At 68.3% G+C, this 22,459-nt stretch carries 25 protein-coding genes and 1 rRNA gene; 8 read left to right on the forward strand and 18 right to left on the reverse strand.

Features of this window, described 5'->3' with window-relative positions; translation table 11 throughout:
- Positions 1-74 precede the first annotated feature (74 nt).
- Both rrf and B0F77_RS47770 read left to right on the forward strand, forming a co-directional pair.
- Positions 75-191: ribosomal RNA gene (gene rrf / locus B0F77_RS08310) — 5S ribosomal RNA — on the forward strand.
- A 139-nt stretch (positions 192-330) separates the two neighbouring features.
- Positions 331-495 carry a hypothetical protein gene (locus B0F77_RS47770; RefSeq protein WP_158102645.1) on the forward strand — a complete coding sequence of 55 codons (165 nt, stop codon included), beginning with the start codon at positions 331-333 and terminating at the stop codon, positions 493-495.
- Here B0F77_RS47770 and B0F77_RS08320 read toward each other — a convergent pair.
- A complete protein-coding gene (locus B0F77_RS08320) occupies positions 492-659 on the reverse strand; it encodes an LURP-one-related family protein (RefSeq protein WP_211293719.1) in 168 nt (55 codons plus the stop codon). The two genes, B0F77_RS47770 and B0F77_RS08320, sit on opposite strands and share 4 nt — an antisense overlap.
- Complete coding sequence (locus B0F77_RS08325) at positions 656-1,024, reverse strand: nucleotide pyrophosphohydrolase (protein WP_086662225.1); 369 nt, start codon at positions 1,022-1,024, stop codon at positions 656-658. Before B0F77_RS08325 ends, B0F77_RS08320 begins: the two co-directional genes overlap by 4 nt.
- A gap of 106 nt (positions 1,025-1,130) precedes the next feature.
- Between B0F77_RS08325 and B0F77_RS08330 the strand changes: the two genes are divergently transcribed.
- Positions 1,131-1,931 carry a Rossmann-fold NAD(P)-binding domain-containing protein gene (locus B0F77_RS08330; RefSeq protein ID WP_086662226.1) on the forward strand — a complete coding sequence of 267 codons (801 nt, stop codon included), beginning with the start codon at positions 1,131-1,133 and terminating at the stop codon, positions 1,929-1,931.
- Here B0F77_RS08330 and B0F77_RS08335 read toward each other — a convergent pair.
- The 3 genes from B0F77_RS08335 to B0F77_RS08345 all read right to left on the reverse strand — a co-directional run bounded on the left by B0F77_RS08335 (position 1,904) and on the right by B0F77_RS08345 (position 4,601).
- Entirely contained in the window at positions 1,904-2,824 is a 921-nt protein-coding gene (locus B0F77_RS08335; RefSeq protein WP_086662227.1) for a hypothetical protein, read from the reverse strand. The two genes, B0F77_RS08330 and B0F77_RS08335, sit on opposite strands and share 28 nt — an antisense overlap.
- A 151-nt stretch (positions 2,825-2,975) precedes the next feature.
- A complete protein-coding gene (locus tag B0F77_RS08340) occupies positions 2,976-3,815 on the reverse strand; it encodes a helix-turn-helix domain-containing protein (protein WP_143466636.1) in 840 nt (279 codons plus the stop codon).
- Between the two features lie 153 nt (positions 3,816-3,968).
- The gene (locus tag B0F77_RS08345; RefSeq protein WP_086662229.1) at positions 3,969-4,601 is read right to left on the reverse strand and encodes a hypothetical protein; all 633 of its coding nucleotides are present in this window, start codon (positions 4,599-4,601) and stop codon (positions 3,969-3,971) included.
- 49 nt (positions 4,602-4,650) lie between these two features.
- On the opposite strand from B0F77_RS08345, the gene B0F77_RS08350 reads away from it, so the two are divergent.
- Positions 4,651-5,109: a very short patch repair endonuclease gene (locus B0F77_RS08350; RefSeq protein WP_245847886.1), complete on the forward strand. Its 459-nt coding sequence runs from the start codon at positions 4,651-4,653 to the stop codon at positions 5,107-5,109.
- Here the strand turns inward: B0F77_RS08350 and B0F77_RS08355 are convergent.
- The 6 genes from B0F77_RS08355 to B0F77_RS08380 form a co-directional block, all read right to left on the reverse strand.
- Positions 5,090-7,720, reverse strand: a complete 2,631-nt coding sequence (locus B0F77_RS08355; protein WP_086662230.1) for an ATP-binding protein — start codon at positions 7,718-7,720, stop codon at positions 5,090-5,092. The genes B0F77_RS08350 and B0F77_RS08355 overlap by 20 nt on opposite strands.
- On the reverse strand, positions 7,717-8,556 hold the full coding sequence (locus tag B0F77_RS08360) for a metallophosphoesterase family protein (protein WP_086662231.1): 840 nt from the start codon (positions 8,554-8,556) through the stop codon (positions 7,717-7,719). Before B0F77_RS08360 ends, B0F77_RS08355 begins: the two co-directional genes overlap by 4 nt.
- Before the next feature lie 8 nt (positions 8,557-8,564).
- Positions 8,565-8,951 carry a hypothetical protein gene (locus B0F77_RS08365; RefSeq protein WP_086662232.1) on the reverse strand — a complete coding sequence of 129 codons (387 nt, stop codon included), beginning with the start codon at positions 8,949-8,951 and terminating at the stop codon, positions 8,565-8,567.
- Positions 8,948-11,350 (reverse strand): AAA family ATPase, encoded by a 2,403-nt coding sequence (locus B0F77_RS08370; RefSeq protein ID WP_086662233.1) that lies wholly within the window; start codon positions 11,348-11,350, stop codon positions 8,948-8,950. The genes B0F77_RS08365 and B0F77_RS08370 overlap by 4 nt, the downstream gene beginning before the upstream one ends.
- Positions 11,351-11,469: 119 nt before the next feature.
- The gene (locus tag B0F77_RS08375) at positions 11,470-11,826 is read right to left on the reverse strand and encodes a peptidase inhibitor family I36 protein (protein WP_086662234.1); all 357 of its coding nucleotides are present in this window, start codon (positions 11,824-11,826) and stop codon (positions 11,470-11,472) included.
- Positions 11,827-11,866: 40 nt separating this feature from the next.
- Positions 11,867-12,676, reverse strand: a complete 810-nt coding sequence (locus B0F77_RS08380; protein WP_086662235.1) for a DUF72 domain-containing protein — start codon at positions 12,674-12,676, stop codon at positions 11,867-11,869.
- Positions 12,677-12,693: 17 nt separating this feature from the next.
- Between B0F77_RS08380 and B0F77_RS08385 the strand changes: the two genes are divergently transcribed.
- On the forward strand, positions 12,694-13,440 hold the full coding sequence (locus B0F77_RS08385; protein ID WP_245847887.1) for an arylamine N-acetyltransferase family protein: 747 nt from the start codon (positions 12,694-12,696) through the stop codon (positions 13,438-13,440).
- Here B0F77_RS08385 and B0F77_RS08390 read toward each other — a convergent pair.
- Together B0F77_RS08390 and B0F77_RS08395 are read right to left on the reverse strand one after the other, a co-directional pair.
- Positions 13,395-15,101 (reverse strand): glycoside hydrolase family 5 protein, encoded by a 1,707-nt coding sequence (locus B0F77_RS08390; RefSeq protein ID WP_086662456.1) that lies wholly within the window; start codon positions 15,099-15,101, stop codon positions 13,395-13,397. The two genes, B0F77_RS08385 and B0F77_RS08390, sit on opposite strands and share 46 nt — an antisense overlap.
- 2 nt (positions 15,102-15,103) lie before the next feature.
- Positions 15,104-15,823, reverse strand: a complete 720-nt coding sequence (locus B0F77_RS08395) for a DUF72 domain-containing protein (RefSeq protein ID WP_086662237.1) — start codon at positions 15,821-15,823, stop codon at positions 15,104-15,106.
- 72 nt (positions 15,824-15,895) lie between these two features.
- Between B0F77_RS08395 and B0F77_RS08400 the strand changes: the two genes are divergently transcribed.
- Both B0F77_RS08400 and B0F77_RS08405 read left to right on the forward strand, forming a co-directional pair.
- Positions 15,896-16,183, forward strand: coding sequence for a type II toxin-antitoxin system Phd/YefM family antitoxin (locus B0F77_RS08400; RefSeq protein ID WP_086662238.1), 288 nt, complete (start codon positions 15,896-15,898; stop codon positions 16,181-16,183).
- Complete coding sequence (locus B0F77_RS08405; RefSeq protein WP_086662239.1) at positions 16,171-16,581, forward strand: type II toxin-antitoxin system VapC family toxin; 411 nt, start codon at positions 16,171-16,173, stop codon at positions 16,579-16,581. The genes B0F77_RS08400 and B0F77_RS08405 overlap by 13 nt, the downstream gene beginning before the upstream one ends.
- Before the next feature lie 137 nt (positions 16,582-16,718).
- Here the strand turns inward: B0F77_RS08405 and B0F77_RS08410 are convergent, their stop codons facing one another.
- Positions 16,719-17,234 (reverse strand): HAD domain-containing protein, encoded by a 516-nt coding sequence (locus tag B0F77_RS08410; protein WP_086662240.1) that lies wholly within the window; start codon positions 17,232-17,234, stop codon positions 16,719-16,721.
- A 131-nt stretch (positions 17,235-17,365) separates the two neighbouring features.
- Here B0F77_RS08410 and B0F77_RS08415 point away from each other — a divergent pair, with 131 nt between their 5' ends.
- Complete coding sequence (locus B0F77_RS08415; protein ID WP_086662241.1) at positions 17,366-17,683, forward strand: hypothetical protein; 318 nt, start codon at positions 17,366-17,368, stop codon at positions 17,681-17,683.
- 43 nt (positions 17,684-17,726) lie between these two features.
- Here the strand turns inward: B0F77_RS08415 and B0F77_RS08420 are convergent, their stop codons facing one another.
- The 4 genes from B0F77_RS08420 to B0F77_RS08435 form a co-directional block, all read right to left on the reverse strand.
- Positions 17,727-19,835: a 3-hydroxyacyl-CoA dehydrogenase NAD-binding domain-containing protein gene (locus B0F77_RS08420; RefSeq protein WP_086662242.1), complete on the reverse strand. Its 2,109-nt coding sequence runs from the start codon at positions 19,833-19,835 to the stop codon at positions 17,727-17,729.
- The gene (locus B0F77_RS08425) at positions 19,832-21,046 is read right to left on the reverse strand and encodes a thiolase family protein (RefSeq protein WP_086662243.1); all 1,215 of its coding nucleotides are present in this window, start codon (positions 21,044-21,046) and stop codon (positions 19,832-19,834) included. Before B0F77_RS08425 ends, B0F77_RS08420 begins: the two co-directional genes overlap by 4 nt.
- Before the next feature lie 92 nt (positions 21,047-21,138).
- Positions 21,139-21,588 (reverse strand): ABA4-like family protein, encoded by a 450-nt coding sequence (locus B0F77_RS08430; protein ID WP_086662244.1) that lies wholly within the window; start codon positions 21,586-21,588, stop codon positions 21,139-21,141.
- Positions 21,585-22,433 (reverse strand): hypothetical protein, encoded by an 849-nt coding sequence (locus B0F77_RS08435; protein ID WP_245847917.1) that lies wholly within the window; start codon positions 22,431-22,433, stop codon positions 21,585-21,587. Before B0F77_RS08435 ends, B0F77_RS08430 begins: the two co-directional genes overlap by 4 nt.
- Between the last annotated feature and the right edge of the window lie 26 nt (positions 22,434-22,459).

The raw sequence follows: 22,459 nt of genomic DNA on the forward strand, positions 1-22,459 counted from the left end.
CGGTTCTGGAAGAACAACCAGAACCGGTCGAACCCCCTGCTGGATCGGGGTTCTAGGTTGTAATTTCATAGTGTTTCGGTGGTTATAGCGTTGGGGAAACACCCGGTCCCATTCCGAACCCGGTAGTTAAGCCCTTCTGCGCCGATGGTACTGCACTGGTTACGGTGTGGGAGAGTAGGTCGCCGCCGAACTTAATTTGGCCCTGCGGGTTGAGCGCTTCATGCGCTCCCCGCAGGGTCTTTTCGTGCTTGAGCGGCCGACCGGGTGATGGGCGCAGGCGAGCGGGTGATGCGAGTCCGGCTCGGGTTGTTCGTCCCTACCGTGATCGTCATGAACGATCAGTGGGCAGGGGAGGCACCTTTGCGGTGGCGAGCGCGCAGGAGGCGGGGCAGGCACGCCCGCGAGCCCGCGCCGTCCTCGCAGTCATTCCTGCCTGCAGTGCTCGGCGTCGTGCTGCTGGTGTGCCTGATCCTCCTCCTGCTGACGTACCTCTAGCGGGACGGCAGCGCGTCGAACGCGACGGCCTGCGCGATCACGAGCCGGCGGTCGACGCCAGGATCCTGGATCGGGACCAGGTAGTGGTCGCGAACCCAGGTCTTCTTGTCGACGCTGAACACGGGAGTGCCGTTCTCCGTGGTGAAGTCGAACTGATGCCTCATGGGGAACGGTGCTTCTCCGCCTCGACTGGGACGGGCGTCAGGCTCCCGGTCGGGAACCGCCGCTCGTTGCGTTCGATCTTGGCGAACGCGGCCTCGACGAGGTCGACACCGAGCTTGTCCGCCAGCCTGGTGAGGTAGTGCATCACGTCCGCCAGCTCGTCCCGCACGTTCCAGGCGAGGTCTGGGTCTTTCATCGCGTTGGCTGCCTCTTCGGGCGTCAGCCACTGGAAGAGGTCGGTGAGCTCGCCGACCTCCGCGGACAACGCCATCACCAGGTTCTTGGGGGTGTGGTAGCTGTCCCAGTCACGGGCGGCGGCGAAGGCCCGCAACGCGTCCCTCAGGTCCACGAGATCACGCTCACTCATGACCCACTAACTACCACGTTTGCCGAAAGACATGGGTGGACGAACGAGCAAGGATGGCGGCTGCTCAAGCATGGATCGTCCGCGTCAATGTTGATTGGCTCTAGTCATGTCAACATTGAGCGGAATCAACCAGTCGTCCATCCTCGTGCTCGGCGCCACCGGCAAGACCGGTCGTCGCGTCACCTCACTCCTCGGTCCCGCGGCCCGGCCTGCCTCACGCTCGTCGGCGACGAAGTTCGACTGGGCGACCCCAGAAACCTGGGAACCCGCCCTCGCCGGCACCACCGCGGCCTACGTCGTGCCGCCGGACAACCCCGCGGTCCTCGCCGAGTTCGTGCCGGTGGCGGTGAAGTCCGGGGTGACCCGGTTCGTGCTGCTGTCCATGCGCGGCGCTCCCGACGACGATCCCTTCGAGGCCGCGATCAAGGACTCCGGCGTCGAGTGGACGATCCTGCGTCCGACGTGGTTCATGCAGAACTTCGACGAGGACCTGTTCGCGGCGCCCGTGCAGCACGGCGAGCTCGCGGTTCCCGCAGGCCAGGGCATCCACCCGTTCATTGATGTGGTGGACATCGCCGAGGTCGCCGTCGTCGCGCTGACCCAGGCCGGCCACGCGGGGCAGACCTACGAGCTGAGCGGACCCGAGTCGTTGTCGTTCGCCGAGATGCTCGCGCGGATCGTCGCGGTGACCGGAAACCCCGTGCTGTACACCGACGTTGCCCCGAACGAGTTCGCCGCTTCGTTGCGCGGTTTCGGCTACCCGGACGAGATCGCCGATCTCGTCACGATGCTGCTCGTGCGCATCCGCACGGGAGAAGAGGCCCATCTGTCCGATGGCGTGCAACGAGTTCTCGGCCGTGAGCCGCGAACGTTCGCCGACTACTTGGGCAGCAGCAGCTTCGTCTGAAGGCCACGCGTGCCCTCGTTGGTGATCACCGCTTCGCAGAGCGCGCGCCCCGTGCGGGCGCGCCACTCTTGCGCGATGTCGCAGTAGCGCAGGCCCATCGCGTAACTGAGCTGGCCGATGCATTCGCCTTCGAGGAGCACCTCGAGCGTGTGTTCGCCGGTGTGACTGCCATGGGCGATGCGGCAGTCACGGAGCTCGGCGATGACGTGGACGGGCGTGCGGCCGTTGACCACCCGATGCAACACGTACTGATGGGCTTCCTCGCCCATGACGTTGACCTGGCGTTCCGCGGGCAAGGTCGGTGCGATGCCGAGGACTTCGTGGTCGAGCAGCAGCAGCCGTGGAACGCCGAGGTGCAGGTGCACGCCGTAGTAGCGCTGGCCACCACCCATGATGCGGGCGGGACACGAACCGACCTCGCCGCGTTCGGCCAGTTCGAGCAGCAGCGGCTGGTAGTCGGCGGCCTGGTCGCCGCGCAGGTAGCCGGCGGTGATGGCGGATCCGTCGCCGCGCAACAGGTCGACCCGCACCGACTGCTGGTCGTAACGGTTGGCCTGTTCCGGGATCAGCACGGCGGTCGCGGGGATCGCCTCGTCGAGAGGCAGCGCCGTCGAGTGCCTCGCCACCTCGGCGATGGCGTCCTGGTAGTGCGACTCACCGACGATCGCGACCCGGCCGGCCGTGGACAGCCGGCGGATGCGGGAGCGGGTGCGCATGGGCGCGACCTGGTCGGGCGCCGCTCTGTTCTTGCTGCCGATGAACATCAGGGCGAACAACGCGAGCCCGATGACGAAGCCCAGCGGGCCGAAAGCAACGGTCAGAACCAGCGCGAGCACGGCAACGGAGATCAGGACTGCGGCAGGCGAGGGCTCTGTACGTTGCTGCATCGTCATGGGGCATCCTCACGACTCGGCTTCCCGTCACTCTCAGTGTCGGGGATGCCGGACGATGCGTTTCACAAATCGCTCGTTTGGTCTAGTACAACCGAGTTCTTCGCTTCATTCAGTGACTGAATGGATACGCAACCTGATCCATCGCGATTGGTCAGTGCACCAGAGTGAGGCGCGCACGGCCTCGGGGACCTGGTTCGCCGCCACCGGGCAGTGCGGTCAGCACGAGCCCGAACACGAGGCCGTTGAGCTCTTCCAAGCCGAGGTTCAGTTCTTTGGCGACGTGCAGCGGCGTCGTGCCGTTCTCGCGGAGCACCCTGAAGACCTTGGTGAGCAGCTTCGAGGTTTCCCGGCGAGCCAGCCAGCGGCGGTAGTTCGTGCCGTAGAACTGCGTTTCGGGCATGAGGAACTCGGCGGCGAACTCCGCGGGTTCGTCGTGGCCGAGGAGGACGGCGAGTTGCCGGGTGGCGTCGAACCTCGCCTGCTCCGGCGTCGCCGTCGGGTTCAGGAACACGAACGGCGTTCCGTTGTGCCAGCAGGAGAACGCCTCCTGCGCGGCGCAGTCGACGGGCAGCGAGAACACCCGCACCCCGCGCGATTCGAGCAGCTGCACCATGTTCGGCGCCGGCCCGTCGTCGAGGCGCCAGGCAGCGCGCGTGCTGCTCGGCGACGTCCGGGGAGGTGGCAGGTTCGGCTGGGGGAGCACGAACAGACGCTCCAGCCACCCGTTGAACTCGATGGCCAGCTGGGCCGCCGCGGTCGCCTGCACGTCGTCCGGCCCGTTCTGCGGCCGTGGCGGTTCCGGCGCGGTCAGGAACGCCTCCGGAAACGCGAGCGCCCCGGCCAGCGACTCGACGGTGGCTGCCTTGGGCCTGCGCTGCCCGCGCTCGTACTCGCCGATGGCCCGCGCCGACACCCCGGACTTGCGCGCGAGCTCGGCCGCGGTGAGTCCGCGCCGGGTGCGGGCGAGCGTGAGTCGCGACGGGGTGAGCATGATCCGGTCATTGTCGCTGTTGCCGCGCCGCGCTGCCACGCGGGTCCGGTTGGACCGGTCAGGTTGCTCTCGAGCCGCCCGCGAACTTGCGGCGCCGCCTGATCCTGTTCGGTGCTTCCGCCCGAATCGCCCTTTCCCCGGGCTGCCGGATGCTCACCGCTTCAACGCGATCGGGAAGTCCACCTCCTCCGGACCGTCCACATTGGGCGCCTTGAGCTGCGGGAACTCCATCGGCGGCAACACGATCCGATGCGCCCACCGCTCGATGATCTGGTTCTGCGGCGTCGGCTCCGGCTGCGACACCTCGCGCAGCACCACGAGCCGATCCGCCAGCTGCAGCGGATACGTGACGAGGAACCACAACTTCAGCCCCTCGCTGCGCGCGTTCTCGAACAGCGCGAACTGGTCGTGGTCGTTGCCCCGCATCATCGCCGAGATGGCGGGCCCCTTCGCGTAGTCGCTGCGCAACGGCGCGTCCGTCGACCCCGTTCCCCGGTTGCCCTGCAGCGTGCCCAGCAGAATCGGCCGCGACGGGTGCCGCACCAGACCGGCGTTCCAGTGGTCGAGGCGTTGCCACCCCTCCACGGCCAGCAACTGGCGCAGCGTGCCCACCCGATGAATCCAGTCGAGCAGCCCCGGCGCGTTCGTCGGTCCGAACGGCGGCGAGGCGGCGCGTGCGTCGATACCGGCGGCGATCGCGCGGTCCAGGACCGCGAGGCGCAGCCCCAGCTCGGCGAGCCGCTCGGCGGGCGTCGGGGTCAGCTTGCGGAAGGCGGCGTTGGTCATGGGATCGACGGTAGCGACGGGGTCTGACAATTCCGGGAAACCGCAGGTCGTGTACCGCTACGTCGATGCAGGACCCGCCCCGGCCGCCTCCTCCGAGGCGACGTCGCGGGTGATGCGCAGGACCCGCCGGACCGGCACCGCGCCCGAGATGGCGGTGCGGCGAGCGCTGCACCGCCGTGGGCTGCGCTATCTCGTGGACGTCGCACCGCCTGGGACCAACCGACGGCGACGTGTCGACGTGCTGCTGCGCGGAGCGCGGATCGCGTTGTTCGTCGACGGTTGCTTCTGGCACTCGTGTCCCGAGCACGGCCAGCTGCCGAAGGCCAACCGCGAGTGGTGGCAGGTCAAGTTGCACGGTGTGGTCGTTCGAGACCTCGACACCAACGCCCAACTCACGGCGGCCGGCTGGCTCGTCGTTCGCGTGTGGGAGCACGACGACCCGGACGAAGTCGCCGACCGGATCGCCGTGCTCATAGCCTCACGGCAGGTCAGGCCGCCACGGGCGTGAGCTGGTGCAGCACGTCGCGGTCTCCCAGTCGTTCCTGCGCCCACTCCACCACCGCGCTCTCCTGCGCGAACAGCACGATCTGCCGGTCCTCCGACAGCCGCAGCAGCAGGTCCAGCACCGCGCGGGTGCGGGCGTCGTCGGCCTGCACGGTGACGTCGTCCAACAGCAACGGGCACGGCTCGGTAGCCAAGTGCTGGGCGAGGGCGACGCGCAGCAGCAGATAGATCTGCTCGGCCGTGCCCAACGACAAACGCGAGGCCTGGTGCCACGTCTCAGAAGCAGCGCACACGCGCACGGTCAGAGAGGCGGGGTCTACTGCTGCGTCGACATAACGGCCGTCGGTCACGAGAGGCAGCCAGGTGCGGAGGGTGTCTTCCAGAGCCGGTGCGATGGTGCTGTGCACCTTCTCGCGGGCGGCGGTCAGGTAGCGGGAGGCGAGGTCGATGGCCTGCACCTCGGCGGTCACCTCGGCCAGCACCCGCGCGGCGGCCTGCACGCCTTCTTCCGCGTCCGGGACGCTGGGCAGGCCGCGGACCATCTCGGTGACGGTGGCGGCCAGGGTGTCGCTCTGCGCGGCCAGCGACGGGTCGACGGGATCGCAGGCCGCGTAGCGGAGGGAGGTTTCGATCAGCGCGGCGTGGTGGTTCTGGGCCGCGGAGAGGGTTGTCTCCAGATCGTTGAGCGTGCCGGCGGCCAGCAGGGACTGGAGTTCGGCCCAGGCGTTGCGTTCTTCCTCGGCCTCGCGCAGCAGGCGGTCCCAGCCGCGTTGCCACTCGGCGATCGCGCGGAGCAGGTCTTCCGGGCGTTCGCCGCTGCCGCCGATCGCGGTCACGGCGTTGCGCAGCAGGGCCAGCGCGCGGGTGTGGGCGACGGTGGCTTCGGCGACGGTCGCCTCCGCCAGGCGGCGGTCGTCCAGCGCCTGGGCCAGCAGCGGGCGCTGGGCGGCCATCAACGCCTGGCGGCCGCGGACCTTGCAGTCGGTCTCGTAGTCGATCAGCAGGTCCGGCACGGACATGGCGGCGTCGATCTTGCCGCGGGCCGCCAGTTCCACGCGGACCACCTTCTCGGTGCGCGCGACCTCGCAGTCCAGGTCCGCCTGCACGGCTTCCCAGGCGGCGCGGTTCGCCAGGCGCCACAACGTTTCGCGGTCCGGGGGCACGCCCAGGGACGCACACGACGCGACGGCTTCGTCGTGCACGCGCACGGCTTCCGACGCCACCGCGCGCTGGCCCTCTGCCTCGGCCAGCTTGCGGTCCGCGATGAACAGCACGCCCCGCGCATCGGTTGCCATGCCGGCGCGTTCGGCGGCGAACGCCACGGCCGCGTCGCGTTGAGGGCCGTTGCCGCGGGCGAGGGCGCCGCCGACGCCGGCCACCAGTGCTGCCACCAGGACGCCCACCGCGGCGAGTTCCTGGCCGGTCAGGAACAGCAGCAGGCCGACCAGCGTGGTCAGGCAGCTCAGGGCCAGCAACGCGTTGCGCAGGAACGGGTTCGGCATCGCGATCTCCCGCACGCGCGCCGCCGCCACGTCGGCTTCCACCTGGGCGCGGGCCGCGTTGGCGGCGGCCTCGTCCTGGAAGGCCCTGGCGGTGTCCACCTCGATCGACGCGGTGGTCAGACGGCCGCCGGCGGCCGGGTCCAGACGGGTGGCCAGGCCGCGCAGCACCGACGGTTCGGCAGTGGTCGGCGGTGAAGGACGGCGTTCGTTGTGCGCGGCTGCCACGGCAGAAGCGGTCTCATAGGCCGATGCCACGACACGGAGTTCATCGTCGACCGCGGTCTCACCAACGGGAAACTGCGGAAGGGCTTCCAGCTCGTCTTCGAGAGTGGACGCCGACGGGCCGGTCAGCACACGCGGGGTTGGGGCCGCACGCCACGCGGCCAGCGCACGGTTGACCACGTGGGTCAGCTCCTCCTGCGCGGCGAGGCCGGACGGCGGTGAGTCGCCGAAACGCTCCTGCAGCTCACTCAGCCGTGCCACTCGAGCCGACAGTGTGTCGATCACGACCGCATGTTCTTGAACGTCCAGGCGCGCGCGTGCGGCTGCGGCTGCTCGGGCGTGAGCACTCAGTTCGAGGTAACGGGTGTGCTCGCGGCGGGCCAGGCTCAGATCGGTTTCGGCCTCGCGCAAGCGGTTCCGGGCCTCCCGCAACTCGTCGACCGGCGCGCTCAGTCGCAGCAACGCCTGCTCCACCGTGCCGTCGGTGCCCGCCGTGGCCGCCGCACGCCGCAGGTGATCCTGCAGGCCGTCCGCCGCGTCCAGCACGGTCAGCAGCTGTGCCTGGTCGACGCATGCGGTGGCGGCGAACGACGTGCGGTCCAAACCGAGCCGGCGGGCGACGTCCGGAGACGAGTCGTCGTTCAGATCGCGGTCCACCGCGACGACTTCGCCGGACTCCATCGACACCATCGCCGCCACCCGCCACGACTCACCGTGCCACGGGCGGTGCCGCGACGACGGTTCACCGCACAGAGCGACACGGATCGCGGCGTGCCAGGTCGACTTCGCGGACTCGTTCACGCCCGACACCACGGTCAGCCCGGGCGCCAGGGGCAACGTCCGGTCGTGCAACGGCCCGAAGGCGTGCGCGGTCACCGACTCGATCTTCATCGTTCCTCCAGCGCCCGCAGGCCGGTGGTCAGCACGCGGCCGCGCAACGTCGTGTCCAGGGACGGATCCGCCAGCACGTCCCGCACGAACTGGCCGCGCACGGTCCGTTCCGCGGCGACGGAATCGAAGTCCAGCAAGGGGAACGTCTCCGAGCGCTCGGCCAGCAGCCCGAGCGACCGCGACGCCGACACGTCGAACACCTCGCGGGTCACCGTGCCGTCGTCGTGCACCGTGCACAGCACCGCCCCGCGCTCGCCGGTCTCGTCCGCGGTCAGCGGATCGGGGTTGCCGGGGAAGGTGTAGCGAACGGCGTGCTCCGGCGTGTGCACGTGCCCCAGGAACGCGTGGTCCAGCCCGGTGATCGCGACGTCCTCCGGCGCGGAACCGTGGCACAGGGCCAGATTGACCCCGCCGCGGTTCACCGCGAAGCCGTCCAGGAAGTCCCGCGCCGGGCCGGGCCCCACGTGCGCGGCGCCCCACAGCGTGACGCCGTCGACGAGTTCCACGGGCGTCAACGACTCCGAGGAGAACACGTGCACGTTCGGCGTCCAGTCCACCTGCTGGTAAACCGACTGCGGCCCGTACCAGTCGTCGTTGCCCGGCACCAGGAACACCGGTAGCGAGCAGTCGAACGTCGACTGCAGGAACGAGGCAGTGGACGGGGCGCAGCGATCGTGCTCGTACAGGTCGCCGGCGCAGAGCACCGCGTCGGCGTTCGATTCCTGTGCGAGGTCCACGATGCGGCCCAGCGTGTCGCGCAACGCCTGACGTCGCGCGGGACCCGCGCTGGAGAAGCGCGTGTCCAGGTGCAGGTCCGCGAACAGCAGCAGTTTCACCGGTGCCTTCAGGTGAGGTCTATGTTGCCGGACAGGGTCAGGGTCGGTTGCAGGGCCTCGACGACCGAAGCCGTGTCGTCGTGCCAGCCGCGCAGTTCCGCGACGGTCGGGGTGAGCTCGTAGCCGTGGTGCCGGATCGCGCGGCTCAGTGCGTGCCACAGCTGGGAAGCGTCGTGTGCCACGTCAGCGTCCACATGAGACGGAAGGTTGATCAGCAGGGCCCGCACGGGCTGATCGGTGTTGTCGGCGCCGCACGCACGGGCGACCGAACGTTCCACCGCCGTGCGCAACAACTCGGCGCAGCACCGGATCCGCACGCCGTCGAGCTGTTCGGGGCGCGCCAGCAGGTTCGCCACGCAGGTCAAGCGGTCCTGCACGTCCGAGGGGAGGTTCATCGCTGCAGCCACCCCGCGAGCAGTTCGGTGTCGCGGATCAGCACGTCCAGGTCACCGCTGTCGCCACCGATGCGGCACGCGTGCAGCAGGTCGACCGCCCACGACCCGACGACGTCCTCCAGATGCGGCAACAGCTTGCCCGGCTCCGCGAGGTCGTCGAGCACCGCCAGCGCGATCTTCTGCCTGGTCGTCAGGGCGCACTCCAGCACGCGTTCGACCTCGGCGTGCGGCACGCCGCGGCCGAGCCGTTCGCGGCGGAAGCGCGCGTGCGACGCCACCTCCAGGGCCGTCCGGCAGCACGACGCCACCAGTTCGGCTCGCAGGGCTTCCGGCAGGTCCTCGTCGGTGCGCATCGCACGGGCGTCGTTCAGGCACCGGCCAACGGGATCGTCGGACATCCGCACCTGCACGACCGACTCCTCGCCACGGCAGACCTCCCAGACCGTCGCGCTCAACCGCAACCGCCGCAACGCCTCCACCAGCCGTTCGTCGTGGGTGAAGACCACGACCTGACGGGTGAGGCCGACGTCGGCGAGGACCTGTGCGAGTCCATCCACTTTGGACGGGTCCATCGCCTGCACCGGGTCGTCGATCACCACGAACCGGAACGGGCTCTCGTCCACCATCGCGCGCGGCAGGAACAGTGCGAGCCCCAGCGAATGCAGCTCGCCCTGGCTCATCACCGCGAGCGCCGAGTTCGAGACGCCGTCGACCGACACGTCCAGCTCGACGTTGCGGGTGTTGCCGAGTCGCACCGCGCCGAGGTCGACGTTGCTCTGCTGGCGCAGCCGCTGCCAGATCCGCTGTGACTCCTTGGCGAACGGCGCGATGCGTTCGGACCGCAGTGTCGCCGCGGTCCTGCGGATCCAGTTCTCCGCCTCGGTCACGTCGGCGAGCCCCTCGGCGTCCGCAAGCGCTTGCTGGGCCTGGGAGTGCCACTCGAACAACGCGAGCGCCATCGGCCGCCACACCAGGTCACGCCGGTCGATCTGCTCGCGCGCGACCGATTTCAGCTGGTCCACAGCCTGTATGAGGTCTGTGTACCGGTCGAACAACTCCTGCCGCAGCCGCACCGGGTCGTCGATCGAGGCGCAGTTCTCCCACGCCTGCCACGCCTGCAGCGCGGTCGTCGTGTCGAGCATGTCCTGCGCGTCCATCAGCACGTCCGGCACTGGTATGCACGAAGCTCGCGCGGCGGCCACGGCCACGTCCAGCCGGTCCGCGGCCTCGTGCAGTTCCGCAGCGGCCTTGGAGAGGTGCTCGGCGCGTTCCCTGGCCTTGGACAGCCACAGCCCGTCGAGCCGGCCGAGGTCGCACACCGGGCACGACTGGTTGCCGCCGGACTCCTGCAGCTGGATGGCGAGACGCAAGATCTCGCTGCACCTGAGGGAGTCCTGGGCGTTGTCCGTGGCCACCACGGTCACCGCGCCGAGTGCCAGGTCCAAGGTCTCGCGGACCCGGTCGATCTCGTCGTCCGGCGGCAGGGCGATGTCGACGATCTGGTGCAGCAGGCTGGTACCGCCGCCGACGTCCGCGCCGAGCGCGAGGTCCGCGATCGCGTCGAGGTCGGGGGAGCTGCTGCCGAGCAGTTCGGCGGCGCGGCGGGCGCGTTCGTCCGGGGACGCCGCCAGCTCCGCGCGCACGCGTTCGCGCCGGTCGTAGGGACGGGCGACGATCTCGGCGAGCCGTTTGCGGTGCTCGGCGAGCGACTGCTGGGCCTCGGTGATCGCTTCCAGGCCCAGGAAGCGGTGCATAGCCTCGTAGAGGTCCTCAGGTTGTGCATCGAGGACGGTGCCCAACTCGCTGTACGGCAGAAACGGCCGGTAGGTCTCCAACGCGTCGTGCCATCTGCGATCGTCGAACGGCTCGTCGTCCTGCGTCCACTCGCCCTGCGCCAGGTCTTCCTCCGGCGACCAGCGTCTTCGGATCGTCGTGCGGCCTGGGCGCGCGGCCTGGACGATGTCCAGCTCGACGGCGGTGCCTGCCTGATGCAGGTTGCGCCAGCCCTGCCGCCACACGTCGTGCCGCGCACGGGTCCAGCGGGCGTTGTAGCCGGTCAGCGCCAGTTCCGCGGCCTCGGCGAAGCTCGACTTGCCCGAGCCGTTGCGTCCGGTGACGACGGTCAGTCCGGGACCCGGTGCCAGCGGCAGTCGTGCCTGGGGACCGATGCCCCGGAAGCCGCGCACGCGGATCTCCGACACGAAGATCCCGTGTCCGGGTCCGTCCGTCCGTTCCTTCGGCGTCTCCTCCTGCGTGGGCACCCCGGCGAGCGCACTGTCCAACGCTGCTTCGCCTCGGCACGCCGCGAGCACCAGTTCCGCCGCACGTGGGGTGAGATCGTCTTTGGCCAGTCGCCCGGCCATCAGTTCGAGTAACCCGGCTTCACCCGCCACGGTCACATTTCCTCCAGCTGCCACCACTCGATAGGGCGGCAACTTAGGCACCAAATGAGACCTACTGGTGAGTACTCACACGATCGGGTGGTGTTACATAGGGTGACTAAAGTAGTCCGGGCTCGTTATGGCCCCCACACTTCCAGTCCCCTGATCACGAAGTAGGCGTCCGGCACGTAGGTGCCGTGCCTGGGGTAGGTGGTGAACTCGGCCTCGGTCGAGCAGTTCTCGCGTTGGTAGACGGTCGCGTCCCTGCTCAGACGGTTGGCGAAGGACTTGCCGACGACGTTCAGCGGGATGCATTCGCCGGGGTTCGCGGTCTCCAGGTCGAGGCGCTGGACGGAGCCCGTGTAGTCCGGTCCCGTCCAGACGCAGAACTCGCCCTTGTCGCAGGTCTTGTCACTCTGTGCAACGGCGATCCCACTGGAGGCAACCGCCCCCGCGGTGATCACCAAGGCGGCGATGAGGCTCTTCGTCGACATGGGCGCACCTCCGTCGTCTTGGAGTGTGCGTCCGTTTGGGTCAATCGGCCAGACGATCTTGGAGCGCCTTGGCGTCGCGTGGGGCGTAGGCCTTCGCGTCGTTGTCGAAGTAGACGAACACGTCACCGTGCTTGCGCCACTTCCTGACCTTCTTCGCCCACATGTCGAGTCCCTCGTCGGTGTAGCCGCTGACGTACAGCTCGTCGTGGCCGTGCAGCCGGATGTAGACGAAGTCGCTGGTGACCTCTTCGATGAGCGGGTACTTGCCGGCGGCGTCCGCGACCACCAGTGCGATGTCGTGGCGCTTGAGGAGATCGATGAACTCCGGCGTGTTGTAGCTGTCGTGCCGGACCTCGAGGGCGTACCGCATCGGGCGTTCGGCGTCCGTGGTGGTGTGTGCCGGGTCCACGCGGTGGTCGTGGCGTTCGGCGATCTTCGCGGCCTCGGTGGTGGTGCGGGGGAGACCCTCGAAGAAGCCGGTGAGCAGGTCGGCGTCGAACTGAAGCGTGGGCGGGAGCTGCCAGAGGATCGGGCCGAGCTTCGGGCCCAGGGCGAGGACGCCGGACGCGAGGTAGTTCGCGAGGAGCTCGTTGCCGTCCTTGAGGCGCTTCATGTGCGTGATGAAGCGGCTGCCCTTGACGGCGAACTTGAAGTCCGCTGGTGTCTCCGCGGCCCACTTCTGGTAGCTGGACGGGCGCTGCAGCGAGTAGAAGGAGCCGTTGATCTCCACCGAGTTCAGCTGCTCGCTCAGGTAGGCCAGCTCGCGCTTCTGCGTGACGCCCCTGGGGTAGAACACGCCGCGCCAGGGTGGGTAGACCCATCCCGAAGTGCCGATCCTGACCTCGCCCATGTGGTTATCGTGGCATGGTGGACGCCTACCTACAGCGCATCGGTGCCTCTCGCTCGTCGTCGTTGGCGGAGCTGCACGAACGGCATCTGCTGAGCGTCCCGTTCGAGAACCTCGACACCCACATGGACACCAGGATCGTGCTGGAGATCCCGTGGCTGTACGACAAGATCGTGGTGCGGCGGCGCGGCGGGTTCTGCTACGAGCTCAACGGGTTGTTCGCGGAGTTGTTGCGAGACTTGGGGTATCGCGTCGAGCTGCTGGCCGCGCGGGTGTTCAACGGCGAGACCTTCGGGCCGCCGTTCGACCATCTGGCGTTGCTGGTGGACGGTGCGTGGCTGGTCGACGTCGGTTTCGGCGCTTTCTCGCTACATCCGCTGTCGTGGGCGTCGCGCGAGGACCAGCAGGACCCGTTCGGCGTGTTCCGGCTGGTCGATCACGGCGACGACGTGGACGTGATGATGGACGGCTCGCCCGCGTACCGGCTGGAACGGCGGCCGCGTTCGCTGGAGGAGTTCGTGCCGACCTGCTGGTGGCAGCAGACGGCGCCGGAGTCCGGTTTCCGCAAGGGCCCTCGTGCGACGCTGGCGCGGTTGGACGGGCGGATCACCGTGACGAACGAGAAGGTCGTGCTCACGAAGAACGGCCACAAGACCTCGACTCCCGTCGAGGATCCTGCGGCCGCTTTCCTTGAGCACTTTGCCATCAAATTCGAACAGAGTTATTTCCGGCAGAGCAACGCGTCCGGCGTTCTGCGCCAGTTGTAGGCGACGCCGGCGATGTGCTCGTCCTGCGCGCATTGGCCCTTGTAGTGCCCGTTGGCCCAGTCGCCGCCCTGGTCGGGCCGGTTGTCGCCGCGGTCGAACCACAGCACGCGCGAGCTGCTGCCGGTGGCGATCGGCGCGCAGATCAGCGTGAAGTTCGCATAGCCGACAGCCGCGTTTCCGGGCGGGCACTGGAGTTTGGTGTAGCCGGCCGCCCAGTCGTTGGTCACGTACTGCTCGTTGGTGACCCTGGTGGTGTTGTTCCACTGTGGACTACTGACGCACAGACCGCGGTTGCCCGTGTGGCTGATGCCGACGAGCTTTTCGTTCTGCGGACACGATTCCTTGAGGAGCATGTTCCACCGGGTTTCGCGCGGGATCTGACCGGTGCGGCCCGGAGCGTCGACGAGCCGGTTCCACGCGCCGGCGCGCCAGTCGTCGCCGTCGTTGACGCTGATGCGGTTTCCGTTGGCGTCCCAGCGCAACAACGCCCAGCTGTTGCCGGTCTTGTTGGTGTGGAAGCCGACCAGCGGCCAGTAGGCGAAGTCGGTGTCCTTGGCGATCAGCTGGTCGACGAAGCGTTCGAACCAGGCCCGCGCCTTCTCGTTCGACTCGTCGATGCCGCCGACGCCGAACTCGCTGATCCACAGCGGTGCCGTGAAGTGCTTCTGCGCCTCGGTGATGTAGAACGCCTGACGCTGCAGGACGTCGGCGTGCTCCTGCGGCGACAGGTCCTGGTAGCGCGGGTCGCTCGTCTCGCCGACCCCGGTGGCGCCGCTGTGGTTCGGCCCGGTGTAGCCGTAGAAGTGGGCGGAGTAGACGAGCTTTTCGGGGTTGGCCAGCGTGTGGCTCAGGAAGCGGGCCGGCTCCAGCGTCGGTCGGCCGTGCGCGAAACCGTCGACCGGGATGCCCGTCCAGTTGATGCCCTCGACGATGACGAGCAGGTCCGGCGCGGTCTGCTGGATGCGATCCGCGGCCTGCTGCGACGCTTTGTGCCAGTCGTGGTCGTTGCCCCAGCCCCAGTTCGGGTCGTCCCAGACGTTGCGACGCACCTCGTTGTAGAGGTCGGCGCCCACGACGCGTTTGTTGGCCTTGTAGCGGTCGGTCATGAACGCCCAGTCATTGACCCACTGGTCCGTGCTCTGACTCGTGTTCCACCGCTCGTTGCCATCAACGCCGCAACACCACCTCGACGTCGTGGTGTGGTTGTTGAGGATGACGGCGAGGTTGTTGCGGGTCAGTTCGGCCACTACCGCGTCGTAGATCTCCAACGGCCGTTTGCCGTTGAGCTGCGCGTCCTTCAGGCCGTTGACCGTGTTGCTGTCCTTGATCATCTGGTTGGAGAACGGCAGCCGGATGCTGTTGACGCCGATCTCCTTGAAGCCGTTGATGATCGTGGCCATGGTGGCGCGGTCGAGGCCCAGCGGGACCTGGTCGGCCTTCTCGCCGGCGTGGTGGTTGGCGGGGTCGTTGATGTCGCCGGAACCGTTCCAGGTGCCGCTCGCACCGTGCCAGTTGCCGGACTTGAGCTTGAAGCGGTCGCCGTTGGCGTCGACGATCCACCGTCCGCGCGTGCTCAACGGGCCGGTCCAGGACGCCGGTTCCGCCTGCGCGGGAGCAACGAGACTCGCGGCCAGGAGCAGGGTGGCCGAGACGTGAGTCATCTTCACGTATATGAAGTTATCGGCACGTCGAGGCGTCGCGCCAGCCCCTGGGCGTTGTCCGGCGCGGCACCTTTCATGGTGTTGTCGAAGTAGACGTAGGTGTCGCGGTCCCAGTCGCGGATCTTCTGTGCCCACTCGTCGAGCTGCTGGTCGTCGTAAGAGCTGATGTACAGCTCGTCGTGGCCGTGCAGGCGGACGTACGCGAAGTCGGCGGTCACGGCCTCGATGCACGGAAACGTCGGTGCGTCCGACACGACGTGAGCGATGTTGTGCGCGCGCAGCAGGTCGAAGTAGCCGTCGCTGCGGAACGACTCGTGGCGCGGTTCGACGGCGTGCCGGCCTGGCGGAAGCGCCGCGAGGAAGTCTCTGAGGGTGGCGGGGTCGAACCGCAGGGTCGGCGGAAGTTGCCAGATGATCGGACCCTGCTTCGGCCCCAGTGCGAGCGAGTCGAGGAAGGTCTTGAGCGGATCCTCGATGTGCCGCAGACGTTTGATGTGCGTGACCAGCTTCGGGCCCTTGACGGCGAAGGTGAAGTCCGGCGGCGTCTCGGCTGCCCACTTGCGGTAGTTCGACGGTGGTTGGAGGCGGTAGAACGAGCTGTTGACCTCGATCGTGGTGACGTGCGAGGCGAGATGGCTGAGCCAGCGCCGTTGCGGGACGTTGCGGTAGAAGCCGTCGCGCCACTCCGGGTAGCGCCAGCCCGACGTACCGATCCTGATCACGACGTCCGGGTAGCCGGGAGAGGCTGTAGCTACTCCGTAGCACTTTTGGAGGATTTGAGCTACAGTGCTGGTATGCAGCAGCTCAAAGCCATCGGGCAGCGTGAGCTCCGCAACGACAACGCGGAGATCATGCGTCGTGTCGAGGCGGGTGAGGGCTTCGTCGTCACCCGGAACAACAAGCCGGTCGCGCAGCTCCTGCCGTACCGGGAAGAGGTCGTGTCGCGGCCGCCCCTCGGCGACGTGCAGGTGCTGTTCGGGACCCTGCCGCCGGTCGACGCGGACCGCTGGGAGGCCGACCGGCTGGCGGCCGACGAGGTCTTCGGCGCGGACGACCCGCTGGAAGACCCGTGGCAGAGCTGAGTCGCTGCCTGCTCGACACCTGTGTCCTGATCAGGCTCGAGCGGGCGGACCTGGGCGCGTACGTGAACGCCCAGCCGTTCCTCAGTGCGGTGACCATCGCGGAACTGGCGTTCGGGATCGACATCGACGACCCGGTCGAACGGGCCGCCCGCACCGAACGCTTCTACGCGGCGCAGCAGACCTTCGAGGTGCTGCCTTTCGGCCTGGAGGAGGCCAAGGTCTACGGGCTGATGGCCTCGCTGGTGCGGCGCGCCGGCCGCAGCCCGCGGCCGCGCCGGATGGATCTGCAGATCGCGGCCACGGCGGCGGTCGCGCGGATGCCGGTGCTGACCATGAACGTCAAGGACTTCAAGGACCTCGACCGGCTCGTCGAGGTCGTGCCGATCCGGCAGGTCTGAGCCCGTGAGCAACTGATATATCGCGCACCGTCGACCCGCTGACCAGCTGCTTAGCAATGAGACTTTGGACTTCGTCCGCAAAAGACTCGTTGCAAAGGGCGGCGTGAGGGGTGGCGCGACTGATATATCGGTCGGGGTCAGGCCCGCGCCGGGGCACCGGAAAAGAACGCCTGGACCTGTTCCAGGTGGTCCATGCCGATGCCTTTGCGCGGGTCGACCGGCACCAGCAGAGTGCCGGGCCGGGCCGCCGCCCACTCCGGGTCGCGCGGCTGGAACTCGTCGTCCAACCAGGCGATCGGCCGCGTGCCGGCCCACTCGGTGATCGCTGGAACCTTGCCGTGGTGGCCGTCGAGGTGGTCGGAGCCGCGTCCGCCGAAGTCGATCCACTCCAGCTCGGGCAGGCCGAGGCGTGGCCCGATGAACTCGTTCGCCTCGTGCTCCCACGTCGTTGCCCACACCAAGTCCGCGTTGGTCGCTGCGGCCAGCGAGAGCAGCCACGGGCCGTGTGACGGGTCCAGCCACACGCGCAGAGGCCGGAAGAAGCCGAAGGGGCGGATTCGGTGCGTGGTGTAGCCGGCCGGGCGTCGTGTCGGCTTCGCCATGAACGGGTTCAGCGGACCGTCGACGTCCAGCAGGATCGCGGGACGAGACATGGTCCGATCGAATCACCTTGATCGCCGGAGGTCCCGCGAGTTTCCGGGCAGATGCGCGGGCGAAGCGAAGACGACCGGATCGAGACATCTCGACTGCTAATGATCCCGGCACGGATTTCGATACGGGACACATGACTCTCACGGAGATCGCGGCCTGGGGCACGGCAGACCACGTGCGGGCCGCGCTCGAACGTCAGCTCGAAGGCGCGCTGGTAGAGGTCCCCGAGGACGACGACTCACCGCGCCGGGCGTTCAGCGAGGCGTTGCGCAAATCGTTGATGCTGCGCCAGAAGCACCCGTTCGACATCGTCGCGATCGGCCTGCCGGACCTGCTGCGCTACCGGGACCTGGTGGCCGGGTCCGAGGTGACGCTGCGCGCGACCAACATCGAGGCCTACTTCATCCGCAAGGACGGCAGCGCCGAGCAGTACCAGCCCGAAACGGAGTGAAGCCCCGGCTCCGTCGAGAGAGCCGGGGCTTCAGCACCACACACTAGGCAGGCACGGACGCCACACCAGGCGCCAGGAAACGCTTGCCCGTCACCTTCTCCGAGATGCCGGTGCGGTCCAGGTACGGCGTGATGCCGCCCAGCCAGAACGGCCATCCGGCGCCCAGGATCATGCACAGGTCGATGTCCTGCGCCTCCGCGACCACGCCCTCGTCGAGCATGATCCGGATCTCCTCGGCCAACGCCTCCAGCGCGCGCGTCTTTACCTCTTCGCCCGTCAGCGGTGCGGAGCCGAACTCCCACAGCGCCAGGACCTCGGGGTCGACGGTCTGTGCGCCGGTGGAGTCCCACTGCCAGACGGCGCCCTTGCCCGCGGCGACGAACTTCTTCATGTTCTCCGACACCGAGAAGCGGTCGGGGAACGCGCCGTGCATCGTCTCCGACACGTGCAGCGCGACGGCGGAACCGACCAGCTGCAGCAGGATCATCGGGGACATCGGCAGGCCGAGCGGCTCGGTGGCCTTGTCGGCGACCTCGAAGGAGGTGCCCTCGTCGACCGACTTGATGACCTCGCCCATGAAGCGGGTCAGCAGGCGGTTCACGACGAACGCGGGCGCGTCCTTCACCAGCACCGACGACTTCTTCAGCTGCTTGCCGACCGCGAACGCCGTCGCCAGGGTGGCGTCGTCGGTCTGCTCGGCGCGCACGATCTCCAGCAGCGGCATGACCGCGACCGGGTTGAAGAAGTGGAAGCCCACGACGCGCTCGGGGTGCTTGAGCTTCGACGCCATGTCCGTGATGGACAGCGACGAGGTGTTCGTGGCGAGGATGGCCTCGGGGGAGACGTGCTCCTCGACCTCGGCGAACACCTGCTGCTTCACGCCCAGGTCCTCGAACACGGCCTCGATCACGAAGTCGGCGTCCGAGAAAGCGGCCTTGTCGAGCGATCCGGAGACCAGCGCCTTCAGGCGGTTCGCCTCGTCCGGCGAGATCCGCTTCTTCGAAGCCAGCTTGTCGATCTCGCTGTGGACGTAGCCGACGCCCTTGTCCACGCGCGCCTGGTCGATGTCGGTCAGCACGACCGGCACGTGCAGGCGGCGGATGAACAGCAGCGCCATCTGCGACGCCATCAGTCCGGCGCCGACGACGCCGACCTTGGTGACCTTGCGCGCCAGCGACTTGTCCGGCGCGCCGGCCGGGCGCTTGGCGCGCTTCTGCACCAGGTTGAACGAGTACAGGCCCGCACGGAGCTCGTCGCTCATCACGAGGTCCGCGAGGCCCTCGGTCTCGGCGGCGTAGCCCTTGTCGAGGTCGTTCTCGCGTGCCAGCTCCAGCAGCGCCAGGGCCTTCTCCGCACCCGGAGCGGCGCCCTTGGTCTTGCCGGCGACGATCGCCTTGGCGCGTGCGACGGCGGCATCCCACGCCTCGCCGCGGTCGATCTCCTTGCGCGGCACCGTGATCTCGCCGCGGACGACGCCGGACAGCCACAGCAGCGACTGCTCCAGGTAGTCCGCGGAGTCGAACAGCACGTCCGCGATGCCCAGCTTCAACGCCTCGGCGGGCTTGAGCATCTTGTTCTGGTTCAACGAGTTCTCGAAGATCACCGTCACGGCGTCGTTGGCGCCGATCAGGTTCGGCAGCAGCTGCGTGCCGCCCCAGCCCGGGAACAGGCCCAGGAACACCTCGGGCAGCGCGATCGCGGCCGCGTTCGACGCCAGCGTGCGGTAGTGGCACGACAGCGCGAGCTCGAGGCCACCGCCCATGACCGCGCCGTTGACGAAGGCGAAGGTCGGGATGTCCGAGTCGGTGAACTTCTTGAAGACGTCGTGGCCCAGCTGGCCGATCGTGACGCCCTGCGAGCGGTCCGTCGCCTGCTCGACGGCGGACAGGTCCGCGCCGACGGCGAAGATGAACGGCTTGCCGGTCACCGCGATCGCAGCGGGACCCGCCGCGTACGCCTCGTCGAACGCGGCGCCGAGCGACACCAGCGACTGCGGGCCGAACGTCGACGGACGGGTGTGGTCCAGGCCGTTGTCGATCGTGATGAACGCGACCGGCTTGTCCAGCCCGGGCACGGAGATCAGCCGGGTCTTGGCAACGGTGACGACCTCGTCGGGGAAGATCGCCTTTGCTTCCTCAGCGGTGATGGTCACTTGCCACTCCAGTTCGGGTTCTCCCAGATGACCGTTCCACCCATGCCGATGCCGATGCACATGGTGGTGAGGCCGTAGCGCACGTCGGGGCGCTCGGCGAACTGACGCGAGAGCTGCGTCATCAAACGCACGCCGGAAGAAGCCAGCGGGTGGCCAGTGGCGATCGCGCCGCCCCACTGGTTCACGCGGGCGTCGTCGTCGGCGATGCCGAAGTGGTCGAGGAACGCGAGCACCTGGATGGCGAACGCCTCGTTGACCTCGAACAGGCCGATGTCCTCAATGGACAGGCCGGCGCGCTCCAAAGCCTTTTCGGTGGCCGGAACCGGGCCGATGCCCATGACCTCGGGCTCGACACCCAGGAACGAGTAGCCGACCATCCGCATGCCGACGGGCAGGCCGAGCTCGCGCGCGGTCTCCTCCTCGGCGAGGATGCAGCCGGTCGCGCCGTCGTTCAGACCGGCCGCGTTGCCCGCGGTGATCCGGCCGTGCGGGCGGAACGGCGTCTTGAGCTTGGCCAGGTCCTCGACCGTGGTACCCGGACGCGGCGGCTCGTCGGCGGTGGCGAGGCCCCAGCCGTTCTCGGCGGAACGGGTCGCGACGGGCACGAGCTCCGGGCCGATCTTGCCGTTCTTGATCGCGTCGGCGTACTTGGCCTGGGAAGCGGCCGCGTAGGCGTCCGTGCGCTCCTTGGTGATGTGCGGGAACCGGTCGTGCAGGTTCTCCGCGGTCTGGCCCATGACCAGCGCGCTGGTGTCGACGATCTTGTCCGACAGGAAGCGCGGGTTCGGGTCGACGCCCTCGCCCATAGGGTGGCGGCCCATGTGCTCGACGCCGCCCGCGATGGCGATGTCGTACGCGCCGAACGCGATGCCGCTCGCGGCGGTGGTCACGGCGGTCATCGCGCCCGCGCACATGCGGTCGATCGAGTAACCGGGGACCGACTTCGGCAGGCCCGCGAGCAACGCCGCCGTGCGACCGAGGGTGAGGCCCTGGTCGCCGATCTGCGTGGTCGCCGCGATGGCGACCTCGTCGACGCGCTCCGGCGGCAGCTCGGGATGCCTGCGCAGCAGCTCACGGATGACCTTCACGATGAGGTCGTCGGCACGGGTCTCGGCGAAAATGCCCTTGGGACCGGCCTTGCCGAACGGCGTACGGACACCGTCGACGAAGACCACGTTCCGAACGCGTGCCGGCGCTGCTGGTGCGGCCACGGCGTCTCCTCCACTTGTGGTGACAACTCTGTCCACTCCGGCGGGGGGTGCGCGACATCCCTACCGGTCGGTAACGCCAACTCTAACCCTAGTTACTGGTGAGTAACCACAGCGGTACCCCTGTTCGTTGCGTCACACACCTTGCGCACGATCAGGAACAGCGGCAACCCGACGGGGGCCAGCAGGATCGTGATCACCAGAACGGGTGCCATCACCAGTGGGTGGACGTTCAGCCGGCGCCCCTCCAGGTACATCCAGCGCCCGACGAACAGGTCCCACGCGATCATGTGCGCCCATACCAGCGCGGCGCCCGTGTCCGTGCTCATGAACTCGGCCAGCGGTGCGAGTTCCGGTCGCGTGACCAGTGGAATCAACTCCGGCAGCACCGGGATCATCAACGCGACGTAGATCACGACCGGCGGCAGGACGATCAGGTAGGACTCGGCGATCCGCTTCGTCCACGACCACTTCGGCGCGAAGATCATGAGCGCCCAGAACGGTGCGATCAGCAGGAACGTCAGGTCGAACAGGGTGGCGGTCATGCGAGTGCGTACTCCTTCTTGGTCTGCAGCGGCTGGCGCGCCCACACCACGCCGAGTGCGGTGGCGGCGACGAGGACGGCGGCGACGGTCAGGGTGAGCGCGTCGGGCCTGATGAGCGACTGGCCGCGCAGTGCCTGCCAGGTGACGAGCAGGGTCAGGCCGAGGTAGCCGCCGCTGATCACCCAGACGAGGCGCGCGTTCGCCCACCTCCCGGCGAGCACGATCAACAGGGGCAGCACCTGCAGCGCGTGCATGCCGACGAAGTGCCCGATCCGCAGGTCTCCGTGGACGGTGCTCCAGCCGGTGAGCGGCATGTACGAGCCGCCGTCCGGACCGCCGATCGAGTGGCTGCCGAGCACGCCCTTCGCGGGTGACTGGCCGGCGCGCGGCTGCGTCATCAGGAAGCCGACGCTCATGCCGACGAGCGAGATGAGCAGGCCGAGCCGGATCGCCCACCCCTGGGCGGGGTTGTCGAACTTCTTGCGGAACAGCGCCACCGCGATGATCAGGCTGGTGGTGAACAGGACCACCGCCAGCATGCCCATGGCGCTGAACAGCGCGGTGTCGAGCGGCGTCTCGAAGTTGAAGTGGCTGCGCTTACCCCGGACGACCTGCGTGACGATGATCGTCATCTCGGCGACGCCGGCCAGCGCGAACACCGTGCCGAACCATCCCGCGACGCGGCGCGCCCGGCCCTCCAGCAGGCTGACGAACCACGCGAGCGACGCGCTGTACAGCACGAACGACACCGCGAACTTGAACGGCTTGAACCAGATCGGCGAGTCGAGCAGCAGCCGGTCGTCCAGCAGCATGCCGAGCGCGGCGATCGGGGTGAGGACGAGCATGGACAACGTGAAGAGCATTAACGGCC

Origin of the sequence: Lentzea kentuckyensis, from assembly GCF_002150765.1 — a bacterium.
Lineage (GTDB): Bacteria > Actinomycetota > Actinomycetes > Mycobacteriales > Pseudonocardiaceae > Lentzea > Lentzea kentuckyensis.

Excerpts from the sequence above, each read along its gene's own strand:
- B0F77_RS08375 (WP_086662234.1), bottom strand. The coding sequence starts at position 11,826 with ATGTCGACGAAGAGCCTCATCGCCGCCTTGGTGATCACCGCGGGGGCG.
- B0F77_RS08415 (WP_086662241.1), top strand. The coding sequence starts at position 17,366 with ATGACTCTCACGGAGATCGCGGCCTGGGGCACGGCAGACCACGTGCGG.
- B0F77_RS08380 (WP_086662235.1), bottom strand. The coding sequence starts at position 12,676 with ATGGGCGAGGTCAGGATCGGCACTTCGGGATGGGTCTACCCACCCTGG.
- B0F77_RS08400 (WP_086662238.1), top strand. The coding sequence starts at position 15,896 with ATGCAGCAGCTCAAAGCCATCGGGCAGCGTGAGCTCCGCAACGACAAC.
- B0F77_RS08355 (WP_086662230.1), bottom strand. The coding sequence starts at position 7,720 with ATGAAGATCGAGTCGGTGACCGCGCACGCCTTCGGGCCGTTGCACGAC.
- B0F77_RS08320 (WP_211293719.1), bottom strand. The coding sequence starts at position 659 with ATGAGGCATCAGTTCGACTTCACCACGGAGAACGGCACTCCCGTGTTC.
- B0F77_RS47770 (WP_158102645.1), top strand. The coding sequence starts at position 331 with ATGAACGATCAGTGGGCAGGGGAGGCACCTTTGCGGTGGCGAGCGCGC.
- B0F77_RS08335 (WP_086662227.1), bottom strand. The coding sequence starts at position 2,824 with ATGACGATGCAGCAACGTACAGAGCCCTCGCCTGCCGCAGTCCTGATC.
- B0F77_RS08330 (WP_086662226.1), top strand. The coding sequence starts at position 1,131 with ATGTCAACATTGAGCGGAATCAACCAGTCGTCCATCCTCGTGCTCGGC.
- B0F77_RS08365 (WP_086662232.1), bottom strand. The coding sequence starts at position 8,951 with ATGAACCTCCCCTCGGACGTGCAGGACCGCTTGACCTGCGTGGCGAAC.
- B0F77_RS08435 (WP_245847917.1), bottom strand. The coding sequence starts at position 22,433 with ATGCTCGTCCTCACCCCGATCGCCGCGCTCGGCATGCTGCTGGACGAC.
- B0F77_RS08390 (WP_086662456.1), bottom strand. The coding sequence starts at position 15,101 with ATGACTCACGTCTCGGCCACCCTGCTCCTGGCCGCGAGTCTCGTTGCT.
- B0F77_RS08430 (WP_086662244.1), bottom strand. The coding sequence starts at position 21,588 with ATGACCGCCACCCTGTTCGACCTGACGTTCCTGCTGATCGCACCGTTC.
- B0F77_RS08340 (WP_143466636.1), bottom strand. The coding sequence starts at position 3,815 with ATGCTCACCCCGTCGCGACTCACGCTCGCCCGCACCCGGCGCGGACTC.
- B0F77_RS08410 (WP_086662240.1), bottom strand. The coding sequence starts at position 17,234 with ATGTCTCGTCCCGCGATCCTGCTGGACGTCGACGGTCCGCTGAACCCG.
- B0F77_RS08345 (WP_086662229.1), bottom strand. The coding sequence starts at position 4,601 with ATGACCAACGCCGCCTTCCGCAAGCTGACCCCGACGCCCGCCGAGCGG.
- B0F77_RS08325 (WP_086662225.1), bottom strand. The coding sequence starts at position 1,024 with ATGAGTGAGCGTGATCTCGTGGACCTGAGGGACGCGTTGCGGGCCTTC.